Genomic DNA, 26457 nt, shown 5'->3' on the forward strand with positions numbered 1-26457 from the left:
AGACTATCATGATCACTGTTGCATTTATTGGCCTAGGTAACATGGGCTCAGGCATGGCAGACAACCTTGTTAAACACAATTTCAAGGTAATGGCCTTTGATTTAAGCGAAGCGGCACTGGCAAAAGCCAAAGATGCAGGCTGTATTATTGCACAAAGTACCGAGCAAGCTGTATCTGAAGCTGACATCGTCATCACCATGCTGCCTGCGGGTAAACATGTTAAGGATATCTATTCAAATCAGATCCTCGATAACGTGCGTGACGGCACCTTATTAATTGACTGTTCGACCATCGATGTAGAAACGGCCAAAAGCGTGTCAGAGCTCGCTGAGAAAAAAGGCCTTAAGATGCTTGATGCCCCTGTATCAGGTGGTGTTGCCGCTGCTGCGAGCGGCACACTTACCTTTATGGTGGGAGGAGATGCTGACGCGTTCGATAAAGCCCAAGGCGCACTTGGCGCCATGGGTAAAAAGATTGTTCACGCAGGCGGCCACGGCGCAGGGCAAGCTGCGAAGATTTGTAACAACATGTTACTTGGCGCGACCATGATTGCGACGTGTGAAAGCTTCCAGCTCGCCCAGAAACTCGGGTTAGACGCGCAGGTATTCTTCGATATCGCGTCAAATGCCTCGGGTCAAACATGGTCAATGACCACCTACTGCCCTGTTAAAGGTGTAGGGCCACAAACCCCTGCTGATAACGATTTTGCCGGCGGTTTCGCTTCTGCACTTATGCTTAAAGATTTAGGTCTTGCCATGCAGGGCGCGAAGGGCGTAAATGCCCAAGTACCTATGGGTGAGCTTGCTGCAAAGTGGTTTGAAATGCATTGCGATGAAGGCAATGCAGGGATGGATTTCTCATCGATAATTAATCGACTGGCATAGTATATAAGCTTTTATGTTTCATTACGATGAGCGTAATAACGGGAAAAAAGCGCTGAGGTCAACACCCAGGTACTAGGGGATAATAAGGGAAAGCAAGTTTGCTTTCCCTTTATTTTACAAGGTGTAAAAACGGCTTTGCTACCTTTCCGGTTTTTGCAGCATATCGTCGTAAGCATCCATTTCCCAAGGAAGTTCCCCTGGACTGGTATCAAGGAAATGCAAGTAGCTTTCAAACTGATCCAAGATATCCTTAGCTATACTCACCTTTTCATAGCCATAAATATCGTAGGCTTGACCGCCGCGACGCAAGAACACTTCAGCGCGATAGTATTTCTCTGACTCATCATCTTCTGAGCGCACTTCAGCATAGCTGAAACCTGGGACTAAATACTCGGTTATGCGGATATCATAGATGAAGTCCATATGATCATGTCGTTCCACAGTGAAGGTCGCCCTTACCATGTCTTCATCAAATTCAACGTGCGCTTTCCACTCCCGTGCCTTAAGCGCAGACTGTACGTCTCTCATCGCTTCAGTCACCGTATTTTTAATGAAGTCATGAACCACGTCACGACTAGGGTATTCGACCATCGCCGCCAGTCGCCCTTTGAGGTTTGCCGCTCGACCGCGGTTTCTGTTCAATGTATTAGCTTGCAAGCTGCTATTTCTATAGCCTTCGATGACGAGCGCGCGCCAAAGACCGGCGGCAGCGATCAGCATGATAAAAGCAAATGGCAAAGCACTGGCTATAGTCATGGTTTGAAGGGCGTTGAGCCCACCCGCTAAAAGCAGTACCGCTGCGACCGTACCTTCTAAAAACGCCCAAAATATACGTTGCCATACAGGGCTTTCTTCTAGACCGCCAGATGCAAGAGAGTCAATAACTAACGATCCCGAATCTGATGACGTCACAAAAAAGGTGATGATAAGTAGTACCGTCAGCCCCGACATAATTGACGCACCAGGGAGCAGATCGTAAAGCTTGAATAAGGCAACGGCTTCGTTTTCTTGGACGTCGCTAATAAGTGTTGTCACGCCCTGATTCATTATTGCATTAAGGGCTGTATCACCAAACACTGAAAACCAAAGGAAGGTAAAAATAGTGGGCACCAGCATGACACCGAAAACAAACTGACGAATGGTTCGACCGCGACTAATTTTGGCGATGAACATTCCCACAAATGGTGCCCAGGCAATAGTCCAACCGAAAATAAACAGCGTCCAGTTACCAATCCAGTCGCTGCGACTGTAGGCCTGCAGATTAAAAGTACGCTCGACAATCCCGCTGATATAGCTTCCAGTGTTCTGAAGGAAGGTTTCCAGAATATGAATGGTTTCACCCATAATAAACACAGTACTCATAAGAGAGACTGCCAGTAGCATATTAATAATTGATAGCCGTTTTATGCCCTTATCCATCCCGGCAATAACCGATATAGTGGCTGCGATAGTCACAATAGCGATAGTGCCTACCTGCACCATGATATCGATTGGGATATCGCCAGAGAGATAATTGAGCCCTGCATTTATCTGCGTAACAGATAGCCCCAGCGTGGTAGCAATACCAAACAGAGTACCGAGAATAGCGAATACATCTACCGCGTGCCCAATAGGACCATAAATTTTATCACCTATTAGCGGATATAGCGCAGAGCGAATGGAAAGCGGGAGCCCGTGACGAAAGGCAAAGTACGCAAGAACGAGGCCCACAAGCCCGTAAATCGCCCATATATGAAACCCCCAGTGGAAAAACGCGATTTGCATTGCCTGTTTTGCTGCATCAACCGTTTCAGCGGCACCGGCTGGCGGTGATGAGTAGTGTAGTACTGGCTCTGCCACACCAAAGTAGAGCAGCGCCACCCCGTAGCCTGCCGAAAATAACATTGAAAACCATTCTGGGAAGCTGTATTGCGCTTCAGCGTGGTCGGGACCTAACTTGATATTTCCCCATCCCGACGCTGCAACCGAGACAATAAACACAAGGAAAATTGCCACTGATAACATATAAAACCAGCCAAAGGTCTGAGTTATCCAGGCTAACGTACTGCTGAAAGCTTCGCCGGCAAGTTCAGGGTCACTGATTGTTCCAATAACCAGAAGTAAAATGATCGCGACCGCGGGGATAAATACAGGAAGCAGAATGGTAGAGCTTTGTACTTTGCCTTTCATATCAAGTCCTTTTTAATTGACAGGAAAATCAAACCCTGCAACTACATAATAAACTTCTTTTTTCTACTGAAAGGTGGTTAGTTTGGTTCAGATTGGTTTACGTGATGGGTTGATAGAACATGAGGCGGCTGACCTTTGTTTAACACAAAAATCAGCAGCCTTGTCGTATTTAACGCTTAAGTTAAGCCTAATGGTTTCCGCCGCAGCATCCGCCGCTCTGCTCGGCCCAATTTTTACGCTTGGTGGTTTTACCTATGCCCGGGTTGAAGCTGTTGGTAGGGTCTAACTCTCGGTAGAAGTTTTTAAGCGCGTCTTTCGCAAAATATTCGTGCCCCACGTTATGTTCTGCTGGGTATTCCGCGTTTCTCGCGTCAAAGGTTTCTAAAATTTTGCCTTTCAGCAGTTTGGCATCGGCCCCTTTTTTCAATACGTAGTTTTGGTGCATAACATGGCAAAACAAGTGACCATAATAAAGCTTAGTGTCAATCTGGTCGTCTATTTCTTTAGGCAAAACTTCAAACCAATCTGGGTCATTACGGCGAAGCGCGACGTCGATGGTCATCATGGCGCCCACTTCTTTACTGTGCATCACGTGGTAGCGACCAATCGCGCCACCGGCAACAAAGCGGTGTAAAATTGCTTTATCCGCTTCTTCTTGCGTACACTCGAAATAGCTACCTTCATTCGTTTTGAAGAATTCATCAAGGTAGGCTTTAGCTTCTTCTACCCCGACGTTACTCATTTCCAAAATCCAATGATGTTGATACTTGTCTCTGTACTCTTCCATGCGCTTAGGCAGATGACTTGGGAACAAGTAGCTCATATATTGCATAACACGGTCTGACATTTTGTTGGGTAGAAAACCAAGTTTGTCGGTAAATGCGTCGAACTTGCGTTTAAAAGCAAATAGCTTCGGAATAAATTTCGCGCCAAGTTTACTGATAACGATAAACATATCTTTGCCATACTTTTTAGATACGTCATAGCAGTCGCGGTGCAGATATTCACCTGAATCAGGTAAGTTTTTAAATGTAGAAAGTATGTCGCGACGCACCTTAGTGAAAACCGCAGCATCGTTAGACCCTACGTAAAACACCTGTTTCTTTTCAGGTATAGGGAAAGTGTCTAGTCTCACGGCAAACACCGCGAGTTTACCTGCACAGCCTGAAGCTTCATGAAGTCTTCTGCCGTCATTATTGAAGCGAGAAGGTGTTTCTGAATCAACGTCTCGAACTCGTTCATCATACTCGTTGTCTGATGCACGAGCGTCAGGGTGCTGAACGTCAGCTTCTTTGTAACGTTTGTTCTCAAGATTATTCAGAATTTCTTCTGGCTCACTACCTAGGTTAATCCCCAGATTGTTTACCAAAGATAGATTGCCATTAGCGTCGATTTGGGCAAAAAGCGCAAGTTCGGTGTACGCTGGACCCCGTTTAACCAATGCGCCGCCAGAGTTATTACAAATACCGCCCACAATAGATGCGCCAATGCATGATGAACCAATCACCGAGTGAGGCTCGCGCCCGTAAGGCGCTAGCGTTTCTTCCAATCCAAAAAGGGTACTGCCCGCTAACCCTACGATTTGCTTACCGCTATCCACTAACTGTATGTCGTCAATACGCATGGTGCTGATAATAACCAGCGGTCTGTCATAGTCTTTACCATCTGGCGTAGAGCCACCGGTTAGGCCAGTATTAGCTGCCTGCATGATAACTGCAACGTCGGCCTCGACACATAATTTGAGCACTCGCCAAATTTCGACAAGCGTACCGGGTCGCACCACCGCAAGCGCCTCGCCTGCACCAAAGCGAAACCCTTTGGTGTACGGTTGCTTTTTCGCTTGATCAGTTAACAAATAGGCTTGCCCTACTACATCTCGTATAGATGCAATCAAAGACTGAGTGTCAACATTTACGGTCATGGCTCTCTCTATGTTTCAAATGGGAAGAAATAATGTGGTTATGAACTATACACTAACGCCAATTTTAACAAAGGGGGCGAGCGCTTTTTCTAGAGATAATTTACTTATATTTAATGCACTGTGCTAACCTCACTACTGCTATTACGCCGGTTAACTTCTATGGCATTTTTCGGCTACTTTATTTATTTCAAACGCTTAACTATTTTGGTATTTATAAAGTCGATAGGCACTAGGTATGGTAGGTGATTTAAAGCGTTAAGCCGTGAGGCTTTTAAGCCAAGCCTACAGGTCTTTTTCACTGTAACATTTTGTTACGCTTTGGTCGGTCAAGTAAGGCTAATGGAGTATTGTAAAGACCTTGTATAGTTCGTAAGGTTGACAATCACGAAAAGGAGCTTTCATGTCACATCACGCGTTCGTACTAACAAGAAACAGTTACGGCGAAAATACAAGAAGGGACGAAGCTTATGAACGATTCCTTAGTATTTTACCGTCGTGTGGATTCAGCGTTACCAGTGGTGCTATACACCCACCACGTAGCGTTTTAAACAATACCTATACCTTCTTTATAGATGCCCAGTATTGCGACTCAGTCGCCATGCTCAACTTGCCCGTTGTTAATGATTATCCCGATTTGAACAAAGTTATTTTCAATGTTCCACAAGCCGATGTTGATTTTCATTACGCTGCGCTTCAGCATGGAATAAACGGCATTTTCCATATAGAAGACAATTTGGAATTACTCGTTCGCGGGGTTCAGCAAGTGCAAGCAGGCAACAAATGGTATAGCCGGGAGATTATGAGCCGCTATATTGATGCCAATTTAGTGCCAAAAACTAAGCCGGTTGCTGCGCTTCAATCGTCAACTACAGTCCTAACCAAACGAGAACTAGCCATTACGCGCAAAATTGCAGATGGCGCGCAAAATCAAGAGATTGCGGATTGTTTACACATCAGCGTCAATACGGTGAAAACTCATGTGTACAGTATTTTCAGGAAAACTGACTGCCGCAACCGCGTAGAGCTCATTAAGTGGTTCGATCATCAGTTTAGTCAGCCTCAGCAAGTAAGTTATTAAGTACTCTCCTTACTTGCGTGTGGCGCCTACGCTTTAGCGCGCCATACGCCCCTTTCCATGCCCTGCAGTACCAATTCGGTCACCGCTTTTTCTATACTTTGCTTAACGCACTCGAACATAGGCTCATTGGTAGTATACCCTGTCTCAGCTTCAAGCAGGCGCTTTAGCGATACATACCTAAAGAGCCCAGCTCTTACTTCTTGGCTCAAGACTTTTTTAGAGGTAGAAACCGACACTAATACTTGCCCTGTTCTTACATCAACCGCCCGCATATAAATGGAGATCTGATCTTCCCGGAATAGTTCACTTGCGCCAATGCCAAAATATTCCACGCCAGCGCCCCCTGTACGAATGTTCGTATCGTAGCTGATTATACCGCCTTCAATAATGATTCTAGCCGTGGTAAGAGGGGGCAATTCACTACCGTTGCTTTCATCTGCACGGATAATTTTTCGCTCGGTAAGAATGTTTTGTAAACCTTCACGTTCTACAGGTAAGAACCACGATGTTTCACTCAAGGTTTGAACAAGAATCGACGTAGCACCTTGCGTCACAGCTGTAGAAAAAGAACTGGCCCCCGTACTGGGTTTGTACTGGCCTGTCTGGTCTCTAAACGCATAAACGGAAACGGGGATTTGCCCCATAGGTGCGGGTAAGCTTTTTACTTCCGAAAGGGTTTCGCTGTCTTTAATGATCCCTGCCGCAGTCGTATCTGGCGGCAGCGTGTTGGTAATTGATTGGCAGCCAGAAAGTGCTATAGCCAATAATAAAAATACGGTACTTCTCATGTGTTTCCCTACCCAAACCGTGGAATTTCGACAACCGTAACTTCACCTGTTAGCAGGTTAGTAATATTCACTACAATGCTATCAGGGTTACTGGTAATCAGCTCTACCTGAAAATCACCACTGACGAATATGCTGTCTTGGTTAAATATACTATCTATGGGGTTTCCATCTTCGTCATATTCCTGCTCGCCAAAGGCGATATCAGTAATTTCGCGAACAATACGATTAATGTACGCACGCTCAAGTGACTCTTGTAAGCGTTCATCATAAGAGCGCTCACTTAGCGGTGCGCTATGCGCATTCTGTGAATTAGCTTTGCTAAGTAAAAATGACCCATTAAGTGGGTTGCCACCAAACGATGGGTTAATAGGCTCATAGACCAACTCTGTCGCAAAGGCACTGAACTGAAATACAGCCCCCAAGGTTATTAATGCGGTGATTAACGTCCTTTTCTTCATTACCATTCATCCCCTGCTAAATCTGGGCTTCTACTATCTATACTTGCGTTAGCGACAGCGTCTAAGACTAAAACGATAGCCTGCTGAACTTTCTCATCTAACGGTACTTGGCGTCGCCCCATGTATGTCTGGTAAACCACTTTATTGTCGTATACCACAGAGAGTAATGTTCCTGCTTGCGGCACAATAATTTCTTTAACGACAAGGTTTTTACCCGAACTATCAGGAACTTCGCGCCAATATTGGCTAATTTTAGAGGCAAATTCATGACCCTGGCGGCTAATGCTGTTATCTAACAACAGTCCACCCAGCCGAATTTCTTCTGCATGAATCGGAGAAAAGAGCACACTAAAAAACAGCGTGAAAAGAGAGAAACGATACAAGTACTTCATTATTTTGAAAATAGGCCGGGCTTGTGCCCGGCTACTCGCGCTTACATTTGAACAACTGTAGCTACGTTGTAATCACCCACTTGCGTAACACTTACTGTGCCGCCGTTGCCAGTTATACTACCTGTTACTAGGTTGTCGTTACCCATTTGCGTTACTTCAAACGTGTTCATATCACCTGAAATAACAAACTGACCACCCATATCATCTGTTACCCAGTTACCTGCGCCTTCTTGCATAACGCTGATGACATTGTCGTTACCATTAACCAGTAAATCCAACAAGTTTAGTTCACCCGTTTGGGCAACCATAATCTCGTTGCCACTTGATGTGATATCACGCGCTAACTCAACTGACGCTATATTCTCATTACCTTCTTGAGACATTTCAATTAAGTTGGCATCTGCGACATACGCTGCATCACCAATACCGGCTTGCGCCAGCGCTAAGTTAGCATCACCGTCTTGTTCAATTTCGACGGTGTTAAACCAACCATCAAAGTTCACTGTACTTATTTCGTTGGCATCACCTACCTGCGTTAGGTCAAACTCATTGAACAAGCCAATAACGCCTGCGTAGGCTACATTTCCTTCACCCACTTGATTAATTTCAAACGTATTAACTCCCCCGCCAATCGTTTCAACTGTAGCAAGGTTAACATCGCCAATTTGGTCGATATTCACTTCGTTATCTGAGCCTTCGAACACACCTGTGGTAATCTCATTACCGTCACCGTCTTGTTCAAATTCAAGTACGTTGCCGTCGCCAACCATGTTCCAAGTAATAAGATTTTCATCACCGTCTTGGTCAACTTCAACCTCGTTATCAGAACCTACCACCGTTAAATCAGAAATGTTATAAAACCCGTCTTGGATGACATCAATAAGGTTGGCGTCGCCACTTAGTTCACGAACGTAAGACTCATGCCAGTCGCCACTTTGATCTACAAAGACAGTGTTATCGTTTCCTGCAATCGCATTGTTAGCCCAGTTACCACCATCACCTTGATACACAGATAACGTGTTGCCGCTACCCGCTATGCTGTTTATAGAGCGGCTGAAAATAAAGCCAAATGGTCCACCGTCGCCTAATTGAACAAGTGAAACTAGGTTATCATCGCCCTCGACAACGAACTCTGCCGTGCTGTCTAAACTATCTTGCTCAGACTCCAAGAAGTTTCCGTTACCAGTAACGCTTGCAAAAAAGGTGTTACCCGATTGCATTTGCGATGCAAGCACTTCGTTAGCGTCACCGGTTACCTCTACAACTATAGCGTTAAGGTCACCTTCTTGGCTTAGAACTGATTCATTACCTACTTCGTTCCCTTCTGGCGCCGTTTGGGTTAGCGTAATCTCATTACCTTCTGCTGCGGCAACGAAATCCGCTGAAGCATTAAAGTCGACTGATTTGCTCGCTGGAATCTCTTGAGCTGATGCCCACCCTGTCGCTGCTACTAAAAGCAATGCACTCGCTATTTTTGTTTTTTTCATTTTCACGTTTGTCTCCCTATGGCAATTGCATCATTCTTTGTATTGCGTGATGTTAATTACCATTTCGTTCCCTATCTGATAAACAGTAAAAGACTGCTCACCCAGTTGATTAACATTGGCTACATTGTCAAACCCATCTTGGATAATCTCGAAGTAATTGTTGTTGTTTTGCTGCAATAGATTCACGACATTTCCCTCACCAAGTTGGGTGATGATCGCTTCATTATTACTGCCATTTTGAACAACATTTGATAGGTTTGCGCCGTTACCGCTTTGAATGATGTTAGTTATGTTATTTAACCCAAACTGGCTGACAGAGATGAAGACCGTTTCATCATCTATCGTAATAGCTTGGGCATTCAGACTCATTGAAAGAGAAGATTCCACCATGTCGGAGCTTGTTGATAAATCGGACTGTTGGGCATAGACAGGAGAATTGACGGTTAGAAGACCACATACCGTTAACGCTAAAAACGCTGTGGCTTTTATTGCTCCTACGTATGTAGCGAATTGGTATTTTTTAACCTTTAACTTCTTGTCCATGTGAACGACTGCTTCCTTGATTAACAACAAAGGTGACCCTTCTATAAAACGCCTTAAAAGCGCGAGAATCCATCACTATTAAGTTGTATTTATTACAATCGAAATAACATCAGCATCGGTTTCACTGGTAATTTCGCGGCTCAAGCTAATACCTTAGTACTATTTTTGTTCAAAAAATACACACGGAAAGATTTATTGGTAAGACCTCTTTAAAGGTTTAAACACAACACCTCACGTAAGACGCCTGTCTAATAATTAAGTACCACTTCACCATTTATTTATATTCGAGTCCTAGTGGTTAAGTTGTATTTTTGTACTAATTTGTGCGTTAAAGGTGGCAGGTTTTCAAAATTGAGTTATAAGTTTTAATCGTTAGTTATATCAGACCGAGCGAGAAGATTTCGTGATAACAGCACTATTGCTAATTATGGAATCTAATTATGAAAACAAAGCCTTTTAAAACAGGCCTTTCAGCATTGTCATTAGCCCTACTTCCGCTAATGGCGTCTAGTCATGCACATGCCGCAACAGCCGAAGTCTTCGATGATAGCGTCATCGTGGTTTACAAAGAGAATGTAAGCAAAGCGGAAAAAATGCGTGCCCGTTCATCGGTGGGTGCTCGAATTAGCGACGCCAATAGAGATGAGATTGACGATCGCTTTTCGAACCTTCTAAATGGTCGTATCGCTAAGCTCCAGCTTCGCGGTAAATCTGTTAAAGATGCCATTGAAACACTCAAGAAAAACCCTGCCGTTAAAATTGCAGAACCAAATTACCTGTACCGTAAAGCACTTGTGCCGAACGACCCGTCTTACGGTGACTTGTGGGGGTTAAACAATACAGGCCAAGCCGGCGGTACTGACGACGTGGATATTGATGCGCCAGAAGCGTGGGATATCACCACCGGTGACAGTGACGTGGTGATCGGCGTAATAGATACGGGTGTTGATTACACCCATGAAGATATCGCTGACAATGCATGGATGAACCCAGGCGAAATACCAGGAAACGGCATTGATGACGACGGTAACGGATATATCGACGATGTATATGGTATCGATACTGCAAACGGAGATACCGATCCGATTGATGACGACTCTCACGGTACACACGTCGCAGGTACCATTGGTGCTGTAGGCGGTAACGGTATCGGCGTGGTGGGCGTAAACCATGACGTATCAATTGCTGCGTGTAAATTCTTAGGCGCCGATGGCACAGGCTCTACAGCAGGGGCTATAGAGTGTATTGATTACTTTACCGACTTAAAAGAAAACCGCGGCATAAACATTAAAGCGACCAATAATAGCTGGGGTGGCGGCGGCTATAGTGAAGCGCTAGAAACTGCCATTGAAGTCTCTGGGCAGGCAGGCATACTGTTCGTTGCTGCAGCGGGTAACGCAGGGTCAAACAACGACAACGTAGATAACTACCCGTCTAATTATGTGACGACGACTAACAGCTTGATGGCTGTTGCCAGTATCACGCGTAACGATAGCGATAGTGGCTATTCATACGGCATTGAAACCGTAGATATTGCCGCGCCGGGTTCGGCAATTTTATCAACAATTCCAGGCGATAGTTATGCGGCTTACTCAGGTACGTCGATGGCAACGCCTCACGTTGCTGGTGCCGCTGCGTTAGTATGGTCGCTAAACCCAGAGCTTACGCCTTCAGAAATGAAAGAGTTATTGATGGCAACCGGTGAAACCAGCCTATGGGCTGACGGGCGCACAGTGTCGGGCAACCGGTTGAATGTGCTAAATGCCCTTGAAGAAGCAGATCCTACGCCAGGCTTTAAGCTCGGTATTACGCCGGGCTCTGCTGAGATTGAAGCAGGCGAAGCTTATACCTTCACCATCGAAGTCGGTTCTATTGCTGGCTACGAGGAAGAAGTTCAGCTATCTCTTGCTGAAGAGAGCGACATTGCTTCCCTAAGTGCTAACACTGCGATGCCTGGCGATACTGTATTACTTATGGTTGAAACCGCTGAAGACACGCCGTGGGGACAGTACAGCTTTACCGTTAACGGCGTGAGTGGCGAGATTGAAAAGTCCAAGTCGGCAAACTTGTATGTTTACCCTCAAGGTCTCAATGACTTCCCTTATAATTACTCGGGCGACCCCGTTCCAACCCTTCCTAACGAAGAAGATCCGGATGATGTGGGCGTAGACCTTGTTATTAACATACCAGATGATTTAACCGTATTCGGTATGCAGGCTTCGGTAAATATTACTCATACCTATAGCGGTGACTTGGTGCTTTCGCTTACTTCTCCTCAAGGTACAACTACCGTTCTGCGCCAAAACCAAGGCGGCGGTACTGACGACATTATTGAAAGCTACGATACCGACGCATTTAACGGCGAAGTTGCTACAGGCGATTGGACACTGAACGTACTTGATACCTTTAATGGCGATAACGGAACAGTAAACGATTGGAGCCTAGTAGTTACTGGCATTGGAGAAGTAGGGCCAACACCGCCAAACGCAGTATTTACTTACGATGCTTCTGGCTTATCGGTCAGCTTTACTAACAACAGCAGTGACGTTAACGACGATATTGTTAGCTATAGCTGGGACTTTGGTGACGGCGCCACATCAACAGAAGAAAGCCCTACCCACGTATATGCGGGGACTGGTGCTTACGATGTCACGCTAACGGTAACTGATTCAGAGGGGCAGACAGATGTCGCTACTAAAACTGTAGCCGTTTCTGATAGCAACATTGTTGCAGAAATTGACCGCGCTATGCTGTCTCGTTTCGGTTCACTAAGAGTTGACTTATCTTACAGCGGCTCGATGGCAGATACTGTTATGATTTATCGCAACGGTGAATTGCTTGAGGAAGTGAGCAACACTGGTCGCTATCGCGACAGAAGTCGAGGTGTTCAACCTGGTGAATATACTTATATGGTATGTGACGAAACATCAGCATGCTCTGCGCCAGTGACGGTAAACCTTTAAGGTTTTCTGTTTTAGCGAGATATGCCAAATATTGTTTAATCAAAATATAGGTTAAACCCCATATTGAGCAACTGCCGGCCCATGGAAGGGCCGGCTTTTTTGTGCGCTTACTTAATTAAAAGGCAAACGCGCCTAAGTCATCGGCTTATTCACTATAAGCCAAATTCAACGTAAACTAGATGCATTAAGTATCAGCAAGAATTTTTCATGAATATACTGATCATTGACGATCATGAGATAGTACGGGACGGAATCAAAGCGCTCATTGAACAAGAGTATGGCTGGCACGTTGTTTATGCGGTAGATTCGATAGGGGCGCTTCCCTCCTACGCATCGTTTGATGAAGTCGATGTCGCCATTTTGGATATCTCACTGGTAAATGAAAGTGGCTTCGACACCCTGGTAAAGATTAAGCAGCAAGCGCCTTTTGTAAAATGCTTAATGCTTAGCATGTACGAACATGTCGGCTATATCAGCAAAGCGCTCGAACTTGGAGCCGACGGCTACGTAACGAAAAACGCAGCGACGAAAGAGTTAATGAACTCATTAGAGTCGCTGGAAAGAGATGAAAACTACTTAAGCTCTGATATTAGCAAGAAATTAGCATTTGGAGACAAGTGCTTAACCTCGCTCCTCACCGATAGAGAAAAAGAAATTTTTCTACTTTTGGCAAAAGGGTTTCAGCCCAAACAAATTGCCTACCACATCGATACCGCCCCCAAAACGGTCATGGTTCACAGAACGAATATTTATAAAAAATTAAACGTAACCTCTCAGTTCGGATTGCTAAGAATTGCATTGGAAATAGGTTACCTTGATGTTTACGATGTCATTAATGACGATGCATTAGTCAAAACCATTTGATGAGTTTGAAACCGTACATAAACACTTCGTTTTTGTTCATGGGGTTGATGTACACCGCCCTATTTCACAGCGTATGGCTAATCAGCACCCAGTTCGAAATAATTGCCAGTACGGTAAGCTGGTATTTGCCCGCAGGCGTCCGCTTTGCTGCGTTTATGCTACTTCCCTTACGAAGCTGGCCTATACTGCTTTTTTCAGAAAAACTCACTCACTTTGTTTTATTTCACCCTGGTGGAATACTCGATAACACCGCATTTTTAAGCGGTAGCTTAGGGTGGTATCTTGTTCATTTACTCCTATCACCCGCTTTACTTTGTACTAGCGTTTATATCTTCAGACGCTGTTTTAAAGCACCTTATATCAGCAACATAAACAGCACGCTTGCCACACTCGGGGTCGGTTTAATTATTAGTGTTGTACTTGGGGCCGTCTTTATTGGAAGAAGGGCGATAGAGCTTCAAACTGATATCACGGTGTTTTTTCCCCTACTTTTTGATTTCTCATTAGGTGACTTTGTCGGCCTCATCGTACTGTGCCCTCTTCTCTTTGTATTATACGATCGTGAGCACTTACACCGGGTCAACACCACCCTGTATTGGATAATTGGCGCTTGGCTATTCTTGCTGTTACTAAGTAGCTATGCCTATAGCCACGGGACGAATATTAGCTACCAAGTAAAATACCTTGCTGTATTCCCCGCGTTGTTCCTATCCTATCGCTATGCAGTTACGGGCAGCGCTTTATCCTGCTTATTAGTGGGGGTAACCGCCTTTGTTGTGGCAATTCAAAGCGATTTGTCTCCGCTTGAACATCAATTTTATATCATCGCGCTGTGTGTAAGCTGCCTTATTCTAGGCGCTTCGGTGAATCACGCTGAGCAGATGGGTGGCGAGCGATTAATGGGCCCTGTTTTTAAGAAGGTCACTCATTTCATTGGGCGCCCTCATAACGATGATGAGTTCGTTGAACTAGAAGTATACGCGGGCGGCATGGTTGCTGTTGAAGCTGAGCTAGTATTCGAGTTAGGAAAAGAAGTTACTCCAGGTTCAATTGATACTAAGGTGCCACTTAAACACCTAATTAACGCAGTCTATGCCGGCGTTGAAATAGCCTCAAGCCCGGTAATAGACTTAAATAGCTATGGACCTACTGCAATCATCAGCGATTTTGGGGTTAACCAAGGGATGGTCGTTGGCGCACCTATCGAGCAATGGGATTCAGTGATTGAGAACATACAGACCTCTGTATTTATCAACAATGAACATATTAACTCTGCCCCTTCTAACAACGTATTGCGTGGCCCTATGGCTGCCGTGGCATATTTAATTGATCAAGCTGCGGCACGCAACATTACGCTACCTAAAGGCTGTATGATTTGTTCTGGTGCTATCACCGGTGTTCACGACACCGTTGTCGGGGCTAGCGCTACGGTAAGCTTTGAGGGCATTGGCAACATCAACATGAAGTTAATTCCTGTCACGCCATAGCGTTTCTGACAAAGCGGTAATCCGATACGGTTAATTACCGCTTTTCTGCCTCCTTTTGTGCTACATTGTCGTTGATTTCACACATATTTTGACAGTTTTATGCATAAAATCTCTTTTGTTAATTTCTGCTTTTTAACCCGCTTAGCTGGCCTTATTAAACCCAATTCGAGGCAGCTTATCGTTATTGCTTCATTTTTTATACTTGGTGGTTGTGTGAGTACGCAAGATACAACCCCTTATGCATACATATCTTCTCCTTCGCCCTATCAAGATGTTGTGAGCGCTCAACAAAGCGCAGTTAAGCAAGACAAACTACTATTAGTTGTGCTTGGTGCACAGTGGTGCCACGACAGCACTGGCTTAGCTGAGCGCTTTTCAACTAAAGAGATGGATCTTATCTTACGTGCCCATTACGAAACCGTATTTGTTGATGTAGGAACGCTAGAAGACAGAAGAAATATTACCGAGCGGTTTGATTATCCAATTTACTACGCCACGCCTACCGTTATGGTTATTGAGCCCCAGTCAGGCGCCTTATTAAACAGAGCATCTATGGATATTTGGGGGCGCGCTGATAGTATTCCTTTGGCAGAATACATGGCGTATTTCTCACGCTTTCCAGCTATGACAACATCGCAAAAAGCGAAGTTAATCCATTGGAAAGCAACAGAAGAAGTTTCGTACAGAACTACAAAAAGTCTTAGTAAAACGAACTGAAATAACGCTAGATCCTGAAGGCGGTAACGGCGTTAATACTAAACCAGCACTTCGCCATTACCATCCTTTCTCTTGGGAGCGAAACTAACGCTGCCTGCTCCCAAAAGAACGGCAGTGCTGCGAGGCCTTCGTACAACACTAAGCCCCACTAGTTTCGTCTATTTAAGCCTTAGCACTCGATGCACTGCTTTGGTTTGACACGTTACTGCTTCGGCGCTTTGATGGGCGACGAGTACCATTGCCCTCAGAGCCAGTATTTCTTTGCCTAACAGGTTTACCACTCGTATTTCCTCGTCCATTGGATTTACTTGAGCGATTACCACCGTTTCCGCTTCTGTTATTTGTACTTTGCCCATTTCTTTTACTTTGCGCGCCTTTTTCACTCTGGCTGCTACCTTCACCTTGGGGGGCTTTCGGCTTTTTCGCTTTCTTGGGCTTTTTCGGTTTAGATAGCGTTGTAGGCGGTACAACTTGCTGAGGCTCAAACCCTTCTAGCGTTTCACGAGGAAGCAATTTTTGAATAAGTGTCTCTATATCTTTAAGATTCTGTAGCTCTTCGGCGCTAACAAATGACCAAGCTTGGCCGCTGGCACCAGCACGTCCAGTACGGCCTATTCTATGTACGTAGTCAGCTGCCGTATTTGGCAAATCAAGATTTACCACAATAGGTAATTCACTGATATCAATACCACGGGCCGCAATATCGGTGGCAACCAGTACTTTTATATCACCATTTTTGAAATCAGCGAGGGCTTTTGTTCTCGCCCCTTGGCTTTTATTACCATGTATAGCTGCACTAGGAATTTTTGACCGAGTCAACTTTTCTGCAATGCGGTTGGCGCCGTGTTTTGTGCGGCTAAATACGAGTACCTGTTCCCACTTTTGTTGTTTTATCAAACAAATAAGCGCAGTGGTTTTTTTTGATTTATCAATGGTCACTAGATGCTGCTCTACAGCATCGACGGTAGTGTTAGCCGGCGCGGTTGAAATACTTACCGGGTTGCGTGTAATGGTTTTGGCCAGCGTGGTTATTTCGTCAGAAAAGGTGGCTGAGAAAAGTAAGCTTTGACGGTCTTCAGGCAACAGTTTAAGCACTCTCTTAATATCGTGAATAAAGCCCATATCTAACATTCTGTCGGCTTCATCTAATACCAAAACTTCAAGTTGAGAAAACTTCACCGCGTTTTGCTGATATAAATCTAACAACCTGCCTGGTGTTGCGATAAGTACATCTACGCCTTTGCGTAACTTTATCATTTGAGGGTTAATGCCTACACCACCAAATACGACGGCTGTTTTTAACGGTAAAAACTCGCTAAATGCGCAAATACTTTCTTCAACTTGGGCAGCTAATTCACGAGTTGGCGTCAAAATAAGCGCCCTAACGTTATTAGCAGACACCTTTGGACCCGACATCAATCTTTGTAGAATTGGAAGGCCGAAACCCGCCGTTTTCCCGGTTCCCGTTTGCGCCGCTGCTAGCACATCCTTCCCTTCCAATACTTCTGGAATTGCCTTTTCTTGGATAGGTGATGGTGTGCTAAACCCACGTTTTTCAATAGCTTTCAACAAAGGTTCAGCGAGCCCTAATTGGGTAAATGACATTAATAAACTCCTGTCATGGGTATTTTAATAAAAGTTGCCTACCGCAAGGTATAAGCGCTAGTGCTTTATTGCTAACCGCGGGGGTTATAGATTACTGGGGAAACCTAAAGAGATACGCCATCGCCAACTTGGCTTACTGGTGTTTGAAATCAAGAAAAGAACGTATGTATTTACTCTTACAAATTGCGCGCGGAGTCTACCACTAAACGCCCCACGCCACCAGCGCATTTTTTGTTCAACTCTACCAATCATTGTTTTTGTTAAAGAAAGCTATTTGTTTAAAACGCCGCTTTTACTAAAAAAGTGTAAAAAGAAATCTATCACCTGCGAGTGCATCGTATTACGGCCTTTTTTAGACTAATTGCTGATGAATTACACAAGAAAAAAAGATAAAACGTCTATACTCAATGGGTATTGGAGATGTTTTAAATTTTGCTGATTTACGTTCTCTCAATGCACGCTTTCTTCCGGTATCAACGACAACTAGAGTTTTTTTCTTGAAAAGTCTTCGTTCTCAAATTTCTTTCAACACTGTCACATCAATCGCGATTATTAGCGCGTTGATCATTACCTTATCAATTTACGTTTATGAAAAACTCTACATTGAATTTGTATCTACCGAAGTTAATGCCATTGGTGAAAATATCTCGGTTGATCTTATTGATTATATCAATGAGCCTGCAGGCAGCTTTAATCAAACTGAAGTATTGCTTAGGCTAGATGAGTATGAGTATGCGGAAACGGCTTACATTTTCAATAGCCAAGGGGAGTTATTGAACGTTTACATCGGGCAAGCGGGTTTGAAGGCGCGAGCTAAACCTAACGCATTTGAAAGTAACGTAGACGGTAGCCAGATTTTTAAAATAGATACATCATCAAAGGCCTCTAATGCGCTAGAAGACGTCAATTCGATCACCGCCCTCGCACTGGGTCTACACCACATTAATAACAAAGTGGTAATGGTGAAAACAATAGGTGAACCCATATACCCGCTTGGAAAGTTTATCCTAATTTTCAATCTCCAAGAGGCCTTAAGAGATAGTCGAGAACGCTATATCACCTTAGTTGCCCCTTCCGTTGTTTTTCTTATTTGCCTCTCTCTTCTTGTCTCGGTAAGAGCCCAACGCAAGGTGTTCAGACCTCTCAATACCCTTATTAAAACCATGGATAGTGTGGTTGATGATAAAAATTACGATGTAAAAGTAGAAGAAACGGAGAGAAAAGAAACCTTGCCCTTTCTCGCGCTTTTAACAATATGATGGGCAACATACAGGCCGAATCTGAAGCCAATCAGCAAAAGAATGCATTGTTAGAAAAGCAGCAGTCACAGATGGAACGCCTTGCCAATTTCGACGCGCTCACCGGTTTACCTAATCGACAATTTTTAATGAAAATCCTGTCTAGTGAACTGACTAAGGCGCGAACGAACCGTAGTGAACTTGGCCTTCTTTTTGTGGATATTGATGGCTTTAAGTCTATTAATGACTCATTCGGCCATGATACCGGCGATAAATTTTTATTACATATAAGCGTGATCATGAGCAAGCTGCTTGACGAAGCCTATACGCTAGGTCGCTTGGGGGGCGATGAGTTTATTATAATAGCACCAGATATAGGTGACCCAAAGACGCTAGAAGATATGGCTGCCAAGCTTGTAGTCGCAGTGTCTCGTACCCATAATTTTAACACATTGCGATTAGACTCAGGCGTAAGTGTTGGGCTTGCCCTCGCCAGTGACTGTAACTATGAGCTTTCAAGCCTCATAACCAACGCAGACGTAGCAATGTACAAAGCCAAGGGCAGTGGTAAGGCGAGGTTTATGTGGTTCAACGAGGAAATGCTTGCCGACACTAAGCGAAAAGTACTCATCTCGACCCGTCTATCTAGTGCATTAGAAAATGATGCGTTTTATCTGGCTTATCAAGCAAAAGTCGACGCTGAACAAAATATCATAGGGTTCGAAACACTTTTGCGTTGGCATGATGATGTACTCGGTCACGTGTCGCCCGCAGAATTCATTCCAATTGCAGAGCAAACCGACAAGATTTCATTAATTAGTATGTGGATTATAAAGCGATTGGAAATTGAAGCCCCCCGCTTAATCAAGTCCTTCGGTTCGCAAATTATTATATCGATAAACTTGAGTCCACAAGACTTAAATAGCGAAAAGTTAACCCAATTCATATTGAAGGGAATGAGAGAAAACAAGCTACCGGCAAAAAACCTTGAGATTGAGATTACCGAAACCGCGTATATGAATAACTTCAACGTGGCTAATAGCTTTTTCGAATCGATTAAGCATTATGGTTGTCAGCTTGCGTTGGATGACTTCGGTACCGGTTACTCATCGCTAAGTTACTTGACCAAGTTTGATATCGACACATTGAAGATAGACAGAAGCTTCGTCAACAACATTGGCATTTCTGAGCAATCAGAACTCATCACAAAAACCATTATAAAAATGGCAAAAAGCTTAAACTTCTCGGTCTGTGCGGAAGGCGTAGAAACCCGAGAACAGGCGACATTTTTACTTCAAAATGGGTGTCATGCGCTTCAAGGGTTTCTTTACAGTAAGCCCATTCCCCTTGAAGACGTTTTAGCTACCTCACGAAGGCGCGCCTTATAAGCAAGGCGCTTCCGTTGTATGAGGCTGTTTAAAGACTTTCGTATATCACAGTTAGGTGTTCAGGCAATTCAGTTTCAGCAGGTATATACCCCACGGCACCTTTGTTGTTAGAAATATACGCTAGCATTGCTTCCAACGTATCGAACTCTTTCGGTGGGGTCATACGACCGCTAAAACGCATTTGTGCCCAATAAGATTGAATGCGAGATTCAGGCAGAGTAATGATCTTGGCATTAAAAATAGAGCGCAACCGGTTACCGGGCGCCATAGCAACCGGATGTAAGCCCATTCCCTGTGTATAACTATTATTCATAAAAAGCGTTCTTACATCTGCTTTGGTAAACGCTAAGCTACTTTCTGAAACATTAGCCACAACCCAAATATTGTCTTGGGCGATTGCGGCGCGAGCCCCTAGTAACAAAAGCACTATTAGCGTGTATCTAAACATTAAAATACCCACTCGAGTGCTACTTGGTAAAGCGTTGCGTTTCTATCAAAGCGCTGGTCATCAACTACAAAAAAAGAGGTTTTCCCTTCTTTGCCATCTAGAAAGGAGACTTCAGCCTTAAGCGCAACATTTGTCTTTACGTCCCATCTTGCGCCGAGCGTCCACGTATCGAGATCGTCGGTTGGAAAGTAACTATTTAACTCCTCAACCGCATAATAAAGCTGGTCGAGCGCGGGTGTGACACCTACGGGTATCGTATTCTCAACGGTATTAATTGACTGATTTGAAGCGGCATAAGTGATATGAAATAACACGCTTTCACAGTAATAACCGTACGAAACATAGAAGCTTTCTAAGTTAGCCAGAACGTCGATATCAGATGATACTTTCATCCATTCCCCGCTTAAGTACCAGTTTAGCGTGTCATAGCTCGCGCCAAGAAGAAAAGCACTAGCACTGTCATTGATTTCAAATCGCTCTGAGATATCGTCAAAACCTGCCGCTTTCAGCCCTTGAATGAGAGGCGCAATTTCATCTATTGATGTTTCTACCTTCGGACCTTTGATTGTCGCGGTTCTCAATTGAAAACCACCGTAATTCACTTCTATGACGCCGCCATAGAGTTCATCTACTTCAACTTCAACATCAATACCACTTGAGATGAGATTATCTTTATAGCCTCCATAATACGCTTCAAAATCGACCACAGCGTCGCCAAACGTTGCACGATAGCGGGAACTAACCCCTTCGTACTGAGAAAACATGTAGCTGCTATACAACTGCTGTGGGGCATTTATCCAAGGGTATGCAAACCCTACGTCAATAACATCAGAATACTTCAGAAAAGGGGTTCGTAAACGACCAACGTTAAACTGCCAGTCTTCGACTGGGGCATAGGTAAGATATAACCATTCGACGCCAGACTTTCGGTCTTGGTCTGTATGAAGTAAAAACTGAACGGAAGCTGATAACGTTGATGAAAACCCATAGTCAGCTTGTACAGCAATAAGCGATTTTTCAGAAAAACTGACGCCACTATCGTAACCTTCATAGGTGGCAAGATTTGTATCTAACTTCCCACCTACCGCCCTGGCAAAGCCCGAAAGTTCGAGTTTGTCAGTGCCACCCATTCCCTCTAACGAGAATAAGCATGCGACTGTGGCCATCACGGCTAGTAACGATTTGTTTAAGGACATTGTATTAACTTCTAAACAGCCAATAAGAGGGCTTTCGTACTGTAATGATAGAGCGTAACTGGCATATCAGTAAATGATAGTGGTAGTTTGCTAAATCGACAATAGAGACTTTAGACAAAAGAGCCGGCAACGATGCCGGCTCTTTTTCGTGCTTTATTTTATTCTGTCTTTTACCTATTAAACCTGTAGGCACGCCTGTGTAATAAGGTCCCATTGCTTATCTGCAACCCATTGCGGTTTAGCAACCCAGGTACCACCTGCAGCAAATACGTTATTTAATGCAAGGTAATCATTAAAGTTGTCGGGCGATACTCCACCGGTTGGGCAGAATCGTGTGTCTTTAAACAAACCTCCTACGGCTTTTAGAAAAGCCGCGCCGCCAGATAGTGACGCTGGAAACAATTTCATTTCTCTAAAGCCATGTTCTCTTGCCAGTACAATATCAGACACGTTTGACACACCAGGAAGCACAGGTAACCCCGATGCTACTAGCATGGTAAGCAAACGTTCAGTTACCGCTGGTGTAACAATAAAGTCTGCCCCGGCATTTATCGCGGCATCAAGTGATGCTTTATCAATGACGGTACCAGCACTAACAATCATGTGCGGCAACGCCGCTTTAATAGCGCTAATACATTTCGCAGAGTGCTCTGTGCGCAAAACCACTTCTACGGTCGTCAGTCCCGCTTCTGACATTGCGCGAGCGATCGCCACGCCGTCAGCTTCATTATCTGCTTGAATGATAGGAAGCAATTGTTGCTTGCCCATAACTTCTGATATCTTTTTCATGTATCGTCTCTTGATATTGAGCGGGCCATCTCGGCCTGAATTTTTTAGTTAACGCGTTCCAGGGCTAAGCGAGCGAAGGGGAAAAGGATGAAACTAAATCAGAGTAGGATGCTTTATCCACTATAGCCCCGGGATGTTGAATGACGAAGCCTGCACACTGGACGGCTTTTTTAACACAGCTTTCTGGTTTTTCGCCCGAGAGGTAAGCACCTAGGAAAACACCGTTAAAAGCGTCCCCTGCTGATGTTGTATCTACGACGTTTTTGACAGGCGTCAATCCCACTTCAGAGACTTCCCCCTCGGCATCCACCAGTGTTACCGCGCGACTTCCGTTTTTAATAACTAGCAGCTTGAAAGAAAACGGGGCTAAAAACGAAACAATTTCCTCTACTGATTCAAACCCGTATAAGAAGTTAAAATCTTCAAGCCCTGGTAAAGCGATATCTGCAACTTCAAACGCTTTTTCATATAAGGCTTTTGCATCGTTTCTGCCTTTCCACAACGCTGGCCGATGGTTCATGTCGAAAACTATTTGGGTGCCGCTGTCTTTAAGTTTGCCTAGAGGCTGTTGATCTTTGAACATTATTTGTTCAGCAGTACATTGGTAGCCACATCATCATGAATGCCAATGCGACTGTACTGCTATAGTTTCGAGCTAGCTTGTCGTATCTTGTTGATATTGCCCGGTACCTTTTTATCCTCAAAAACGCGTTTTCAACAAGATGCCTATATCGATACAGGCACCAGTCCATATCGTCATTACCTAATTTGTTATTTCGTTTGCGTGGAATATTGGCATCTGCTCCACTTTCTTCTACGTAAGCTCTAAAAGCTTCACTGTCATAGCCTTATCAGCACAAACAATATCGGCTTGTGGGGAGTTTATTATCAGACTTTGTGCATGTACGATGTCGTTCACTTGACCACCGGATAGTTCAAAATAAACGGGCAGGCCACCGCTATCTACCGCAAGGTGAATTTTCGTTGAGTTACCACCTCGACTTTTTCCGATGGCCTCATCTTGTTTACCCGCTGCACCGCTACTATCCTGATGCGCTTTAACTATACTACCATCAAGAAACAACCATTCTGGGTCACCCTCGGAGGCTAAGCTTTCAAATAACTTTTGCAATATGCCTTTCTTCGACCATAAATTAAATCGTCGGTAGACCGTATTCCAGAGACCAAATTCAGATGGCAAATCCCGCCACTGAATGCCGGTACGCATTCGGTAAAGTATGCCCTCCAGGGTATTTCGGTGCTCATATTTGTTATAGACTCTGCCACTCTCCTTTAGCAGTACTTTTAGGATTTCCCACGCATCATCTGTTAACATCGTTCTTGGCATAGCAACATTACGGTTAATTATTTTTGGCGAAACAATTATACCTCGTTGCTATGCCGGCTGCTTTTCATACAAAGATCAACAACCTCTAGCCCATAAGGACAATGTTTTGTCCCTGATGGGTTTAAATAATCTTGCGATTACCAGTTAACGAACGATGGTTCTACATCAATGTTAATTGGATTAATGGGGGTATATCCAGATTCCAACAGGCGATTAGAATAGACGGGCTTTACATTATCAGCAGTAGAAACTGTGATATGAAATACCTGTCCATTAGACCGTTCTTTTTTACCATCAACTGAAACAACTAAAGCTTGCGCTTTATCGTCAGAAGCAACACCGATAACTTGGACATTATTGGGATTGGAAGGTAAAGGGGAATTATTAGGAATACCAAAATCTACGGTTATATGGTGCATAAAGTGATTACAGTGAACTGGTGAAGCAATGCGCTTGATTTGTTCGGGTTTCACTAAATAGCAAGAATAAGCCATATCATTAGTCCTATTGTGTAAGAAAAAACATATAGGACTCACCTGTTTGGTGTGTCCCAAACAGGGTTTCGTTTTGCATAAAGCTGACGAAGAACGAAGCTTCGGTTTAAGATTTTTTTCCGTTAAAGTCTCTACTATTTTGTACAATGCACAATGTAGTTGAGACACAAGTGACTTCTGCGCGGGAGTTAAATGACCATAATGGCCATAAAAAAAGTGCTAACAGAAGTGTTTTGTTGATTTAAGTTTAGACGAACCTGCGGCGAAGGTAAATACCACCAGCACGATATTTCCCCTAATTCAGTAACTAATACAGATATAAAAAACTCATACTTTTAACGTCGCACTATCAAAGTCAGAATAAAACAAATATTATTTCTATCTAGGTAGCGCATAGCCGTATTCGATTAAGCAAAGGAATGACAATGGGCGCTTTTACTCTCATACCATTTGGATTACACCTGAAAAGCAATCAGGTAGTAGATGTTGGCAGCGTTCAAAACGGAATTAAGTGCGACTGTATATGCCCATCCTGCAAAACACCTTTAATAGCGCGACATGGTTCCATCAAAGAGTGGCACTTTGCTCACCAATCAAGAGACGTAAAAAAGAAAACAGTAAAACCCTGTGATTATTCCTTTGCTGTATCGGTAAGGTTAATGATGAAACAGTTATTTGAAGAAGGCGCGATGCTTTGTCTACCTGCCTATTTAAAAAGCTTATCTTCCACCATTCCGGGGTCGGAGCACCCATACTCACATCGATACACTTTGACTGAGGAAAAAGTGGTTCAGTTCGACATTGTGGAATCAGAACTGATGCGCAATGGCGTAATGGTAGATCTTGTTCTTAAGATTGGTTCGTTCGAACTGGTTGTGTACATTACGTATGATGGTCGACGTATACCAGAACAACTCAAAAGCCCAGAAAACAATTCTGGGGTAATAGAGTTTAATGTAATGTCTTTAATGCAGGCTTTTGAAGAAACCAAGTCTGGTCAATATAAAGACGCTCTCATTGAGTTCCTAGCGCGTTCGCACACCGGTAAATATTGGCACTATCACCCTAGAGAAGTACGATTTCAGCAACGCCACGATGAGTTTGTTTGTGAAAATAAAGAAACATTACTAGCTGATATCGACACTCCAAGAGGCATATATCAGAACACGAACATTTATACAGGGCCTGCGACTCATACTAACACGACAGAAATCGCGAACGCCTCCCCAAAAACCTTAAGTACTTCAAAACAACAATCACGCATTTATGCGCTCGAAAAAGGGTCCGAATCCGTTTACGTGTTATTAGGTAGTCACAAAGCTTCCTATGAAAACGGTGAAGGATTTCGTGAAAATACCATGGGAAAATACACTGACTTCAGAGAATCTATGCTCCACCTTTGCATAAAGTGCGAACAGAGCTGGGAGGGGAAATCAAACCTATGCAATCAATGCCAAAGTTTTGAGTACACGCGCTCTGTTTTTTAACTTCTACGGGGGTTAAGGGTGCCCATAGTTTGCAGATTCGTATCACTTTTTTATTTTAAGCTTCAAATTTAAAATCCTCGCTGTCCTTATCAAGGCCCTGAGCATAAAGCATTGCGTCTCGTTTCAACTCAGCAAATGCAGCTTTCGCCATGTTTAGCTTGCTTGCATCCATCTTCGTTTCATCAAATACACGTTTATACTTAGAAAAGAATTCACTCTGATTTTTCACATTGGTAGCGTTCGATATCATCTGCCAAAATTTCTTATCCATGAACTCACCTTCCCCCCAGATGAAGTATTGCTCTGCTATAACATAAATTTCTTCAATGCTATAAGCTCCTGTATCACTGGTAGAATCAATCATCACTGCGATCCATTCGGTGCCCGAAGCTGAGCCTAAACGCTTCTTTAACTCTTCAAAATCTTCGTTAACCATATTTTTTGAATAAATCCTTACCGGTTTCGATAGAGAGGCCAAGCAAAGTAAAATAAATAACAAGCTATGCCATCATTGGAAAGGTTAACGCCTTTATTGTACAAAGTTGCGCGGCCTACAATGAGCCATGAGATAAGTAATGGTCCAAACAAATACCCATACAGGAAAAAAGCTACCATAAACACAAACATCATTACCAAATATTCTTTCATAAATTCCTCAGTCAGGGATTACTTCAATTAAAAAGACTGCGGAATATGTAAAACTGGACATTGTG

The 26457-nt window shown here is 43.9% G+C and carries 24 protein-coding genes; 9 read left to right on the top strand and 15 right to left on the bottom strand.

The genetic code is table 11. The features are described 5' to 3' along the window. Positions 1–8 precede the first annotated feature (8 nt). Positions 9–884 carry a 3-hydroxyisobutyrate dehydrogenase gene (gene mmsB / locus MADE_RS16055; protein ID WP_012519690.1) on the top strand — a complete coding sequence of 292 codons (876 nt, stop codon included), beginning with the start codon at positions 9–11 and terminating at the stop codon, positions 882–884. Positions 885–1022: 138 nt separating this feature from the next. Here mmsB and MADE_RS16060 read toward each other — a convergent pair whose 3' ends face one another. Continuing rightward, complete coding sequence (locus MADE_RS16060) at positions 1023–3053, bottom strand: BCCT family transporter (protein ID WP_012519691.1); 2031 nt, start codon at positions 3051–3053, stop codon at positions 1023–1025. Positions 3054–3240: 187 nt separating this feature from the next. Beyond that, on the bottom strand, positions 3241–4974 hold the full coding sequence (dld, locus tag MADE_RS16065; protein ID WP_012519692.1) for a D-lactate dehydrogenase: 1734 nt from the start codon (positions 4972–4974) through the stop codon (positions 3241–3243). 400 nt (positions 4975–5374) lie between these two features. On the opposite strand from dld, the gene MADE_RS16070 reads away from it, so the two are divergent. After that, complete coding sequence (locus tag MADE_RS16070; protein ID WP_012519693.1) at positions 5375–6052, top strand: helix-turn-helix transcriptional regulator; 678 nt, start codon at positions 5375–5377, stop codon at positions 6050–6052. Positions 6053–6078: 26 nt separating this feature from the next. Here the strand turns inward: MADE_RS16070 and MADE_RS16075 are convergent, their stop codons facing one another. From MADE_RS16075 to MADE_RS16095, 5 genes are read right to left on the bottom strand one after another with little or no spacing between them, the layout of a single operon-like run. After that, entirely contained in the window at positions 6079–6840 is a 762-nt protein-coding gene (locus MADE_RS16075; protein ID WP_012519694.1) for a CsgG/HfaB family protein, read from the bottom strand. 8 nt (positions 6841–6848) lie between these two features. Further along, on the bottom strand, positions 6849–7304 hold the full coding sequence (locus MADE_RS16080; RefSeq protein WP_023559884.1) for a curli assembly protein CsgF: 456 nt from the start codon (positions 7302–7304) through the stop codon (positions 6849–6851). Further along, complete coding sequence (locus MADE_RS16085) at positions 7298–7690, bottom strand: CsgE family curli-type amyloid fiber assembly protein (RefSeq protein WP_012519696.1); 393 nt, start codon at positions 7688–7690, stop codon at positions 7298–7300. The genes MADE_RS16080 and MADE_RS16085 overlap by 7 nt, the downstream gene beginning before the upstream one ends. 41 nt (positions 7691–7731) lie before the next feature. After that, positions 7732–9177 carry a curlin gene (locus tag MADE_RS16090; RefSeq protein WP_012519697.1) on the bottom strand — a complete coding sequence of 482 codons (1446 nt, stop codon included), beginning with the start codon at positions 9175–9177 and terminating at the stop codon, positions 7732–7734. Positions 9178–9207: 30 nt separating this feature from the next. Beyond that, on the bottom strand, positions 9208–9720 hold the full coding sequence (locus MADE_RS16095) for a minor curlin subunit CsgB (protein WP_012519698.1): 513 nt from the start codon (positions 9718–9720) through the stop codon (positions 9208–9210). A gap of 440 nt (positions 9721–10160) precedes the next feature. Here MADE_RS16095 and MADE_RS16100 point away from each other — a divergent pair, with 440 nt between their 5' ends. The 4 genes from MADE_RS16100 to MADE_RS16115 all read left to right on the top strand — a co-directional run bounded on the left by MADE_RS16100 (position 10161) and on the right by MADE_RS16115 (position 15751). Next, complete coding sequence (locus tag MADE_RS16100; protein ID WP_012519699.1) at positions 10161–12683, top strand: S8 family serine peptidase; 2523 nt, start codon at positions 10161–10163, stop codon at positions 12681–12683. Positions 12684–12890: 207 nt separating this feature from the next. Continuing rightward, on the top strand, positions 12891–13547 hold the full coding sequence (locus MADE_RS16105) for a response regulator (protein ID WP_012519700.1): 657 nt from the start codon (positions 12891–12893) through the stop codon (positions 13545–13547). A 47-nt stretch (positions 13548–13594) separates the two neighbouring features. Continuing rightward, complete coding sequence (locus MADE_RS16110; protein ID WP_012519701.1) at positions 13595–15034, top strand: MASE1 domain-containing protein; 1440 nt, start codon at positions 13595–13597, stop codon at positions 15032–15034. A 213-nt stretch (positions 15035–15247) separates the two neighbouring features. Continuing rightward, positions 15248–15751 carry a thioredoxin family protein gene (locus MADE_RS16115; protein ID WP_232363071.1) on the top strand — a complete coding sequence of 168 codons (504 nt, stop codon included), beginning with the start codon at positions 15248–15250 and terminating at the stop codon, positions 15749–15751. A gap of 162 nt (positions 15752–15913) precedes the next feature. On the opposite strand, the gene MADE_RS16120 is transcribed toward MADE_RS16115, so the two are convergent. Further along, a complete protein-coding gene (locus tag MADE_RS16120) occupies positions 15914–17356 on the bottom strand; it encodes a DEAD/DEAH box helicase (RefSeq protein WP_012519703.1) in 1443 nt (480 codons plus the stop codon). A gap of 497 nt (positions 17357–17853) precedes the next feature. Here MADE_RS16120 and MADE_RS20980 point away from each other — a divergent pair, with 497 nt between their 5' ends. After that, positions 17854–18615 (top strand): hypothetical protein, encoded by a 762-nt coding sequence (locus tag MADE_RS20980; RefSeq protein WP_232363072.1) that lies wholly within the window; start codon positions 17854–17856, stop codon positions 18613–18615. Beyond that, positions 18612–19982 carry a putative bifunctional diguanylate cyclase/phosphodiesterase gene (locus MADE_RS20985; protein ID WP_012519705.1) on the top strand — a complete coding sequence of 457 codons (1371 nt, stop codon included), beginning with the start codon at positions 18612–18614 and terminating at the stop codon, positions 19980–19982. The genes MADE_RS20980 and MADE_RS20985 overlap by 4 nt, the downstream gene beginning before the upstream one ends. A gap of 28 nt (positions 19983–20010) precedes the next feature. Here MADE_RS20985 and MADE_RS16130 read toward each other — a convergent pair whose 3' ends face one another. The 6 genes from MADE_RS16130 to MADE_RS16155 all read right to left on the bottom strand — a co-directional run bounded on the left by MADE_RS16130 (position 20011) and on the right by MADE_RS16155 (position 24257). After that, the gene (locus MADE_RS16130; RefSeq protein ID WP_012519706.1) at positions 20011–20430 is read right to left on the bottom strand and encodes a hypothetical protein; all 420 of its coding nucleotides are present in this window, start codon (positions 20428–20430) and stop codon (positions 20011–20013) included. Continuing rightward, on the bottom strand, positions 20430–21626 hold the full coding sequence (locus MADE_RS16135) for a hypothetical protein (RefSeq protein ID WP_012519707.1): 1197 nt from the start codon (positions 21624–21626) through the stop codon (positions 20430–20432). The genes MADE_RS16130 and MADE_RS16135 overlap by 1 nt, the downstream gene beginning before the upstream one ends. A 177-nt stretch (positions 21627–21803) precedes the next feature. Beyond that, positions 21804–22415 (bottom strand): bifunctional 4-hydroxy-2-oxoglutarate aldolase/2-dehydro-3-deoxy-phosphogluconate aldolase, encoded by a 612-nt coding sequence (gene eda, locus MADE_RS16140; protein ID WP_012519708.1) that lies wholly within the window; start codon positions 22413–22415, stop codon positions 21804–21806. A gap of 64 nt (positions 22416–22479) precedes the next feature. Beyond that, the gene (locus MADE_RS16145) at positions 22480–22998 is read right to left on the bottom strand and encodes a PfkB family carbohydrate kinase (RefSeq protein WP_012519709.1); all 519 of its coding nucleotides are present in this window, start codon (positions 22996–22998) and stop codon (positions 22480–22482) included. Positions 22999–23005: 7 nt separating this feature from the next. Continuing rightward, positions 23006–23763 (bottom strand): IS5 family transposase gene (locus MADE_RS16150; protein ID WP_123325976.1). Its coding sequence is split into 2 segments (ribosomal slippage): positions 23006–23265 and positions 23265–23763, totalling 759 coding nucleotides; the frame shifts between segments, so codons are not numbered across the junction. A gap of 137 nt (positions 23764–23900) precedes the next feature. Further along, entirely contained in the window at positions 23901–24257 is a 357-nt protein-coding gene (locus MADE_RS16155) for a hypothetical protein (protein ID WP_012519712.1), read from the bottom strand. Positions 24258–24682: 425 nt separating this feature from the next. On the opposite strand from MADE_RS16155, the gene MADE_RS16160 reads away from it, so the two are divergent. Next, positions 24683–25744, top strand: coding sequence for a competence protein CoiA family protein (locus tag MADE_RS16160; protein ID WP_012519713.1), 1062 nt, complete (start codon positions 24683–24685; stop codon positions 25742–25744). Between the two features lie 55 nt (positions 25745–25799). On the opposite strand, the gene MADE_RS16165 is transcribed toward MADE_RS16160, so the two are convergent. Continuing rightward, positions 25800–26180 (bottom strand): hypothetical protein, encoded by a 381-nt coding sequence (locus MADE_RS16165; RefSeq protein ID WP_012519714.1) that lies wholly within the window; start codon positions 26178–26180, stop codon positions 25800–25802. Positions 26181–26457 lie beyond the last annotated feature (277 nt).

The organism is Alteromonas mediterranea DE, assembly GCF_000020585.3.
In the GTDB taxonomy this organism is placed as follows: Bacteria; Pseudomonadota; Gammaproteobacteria; order Enterobacterales; family Alteromonadaceae; genus Alteromonas; species Alteromonas mediterranea.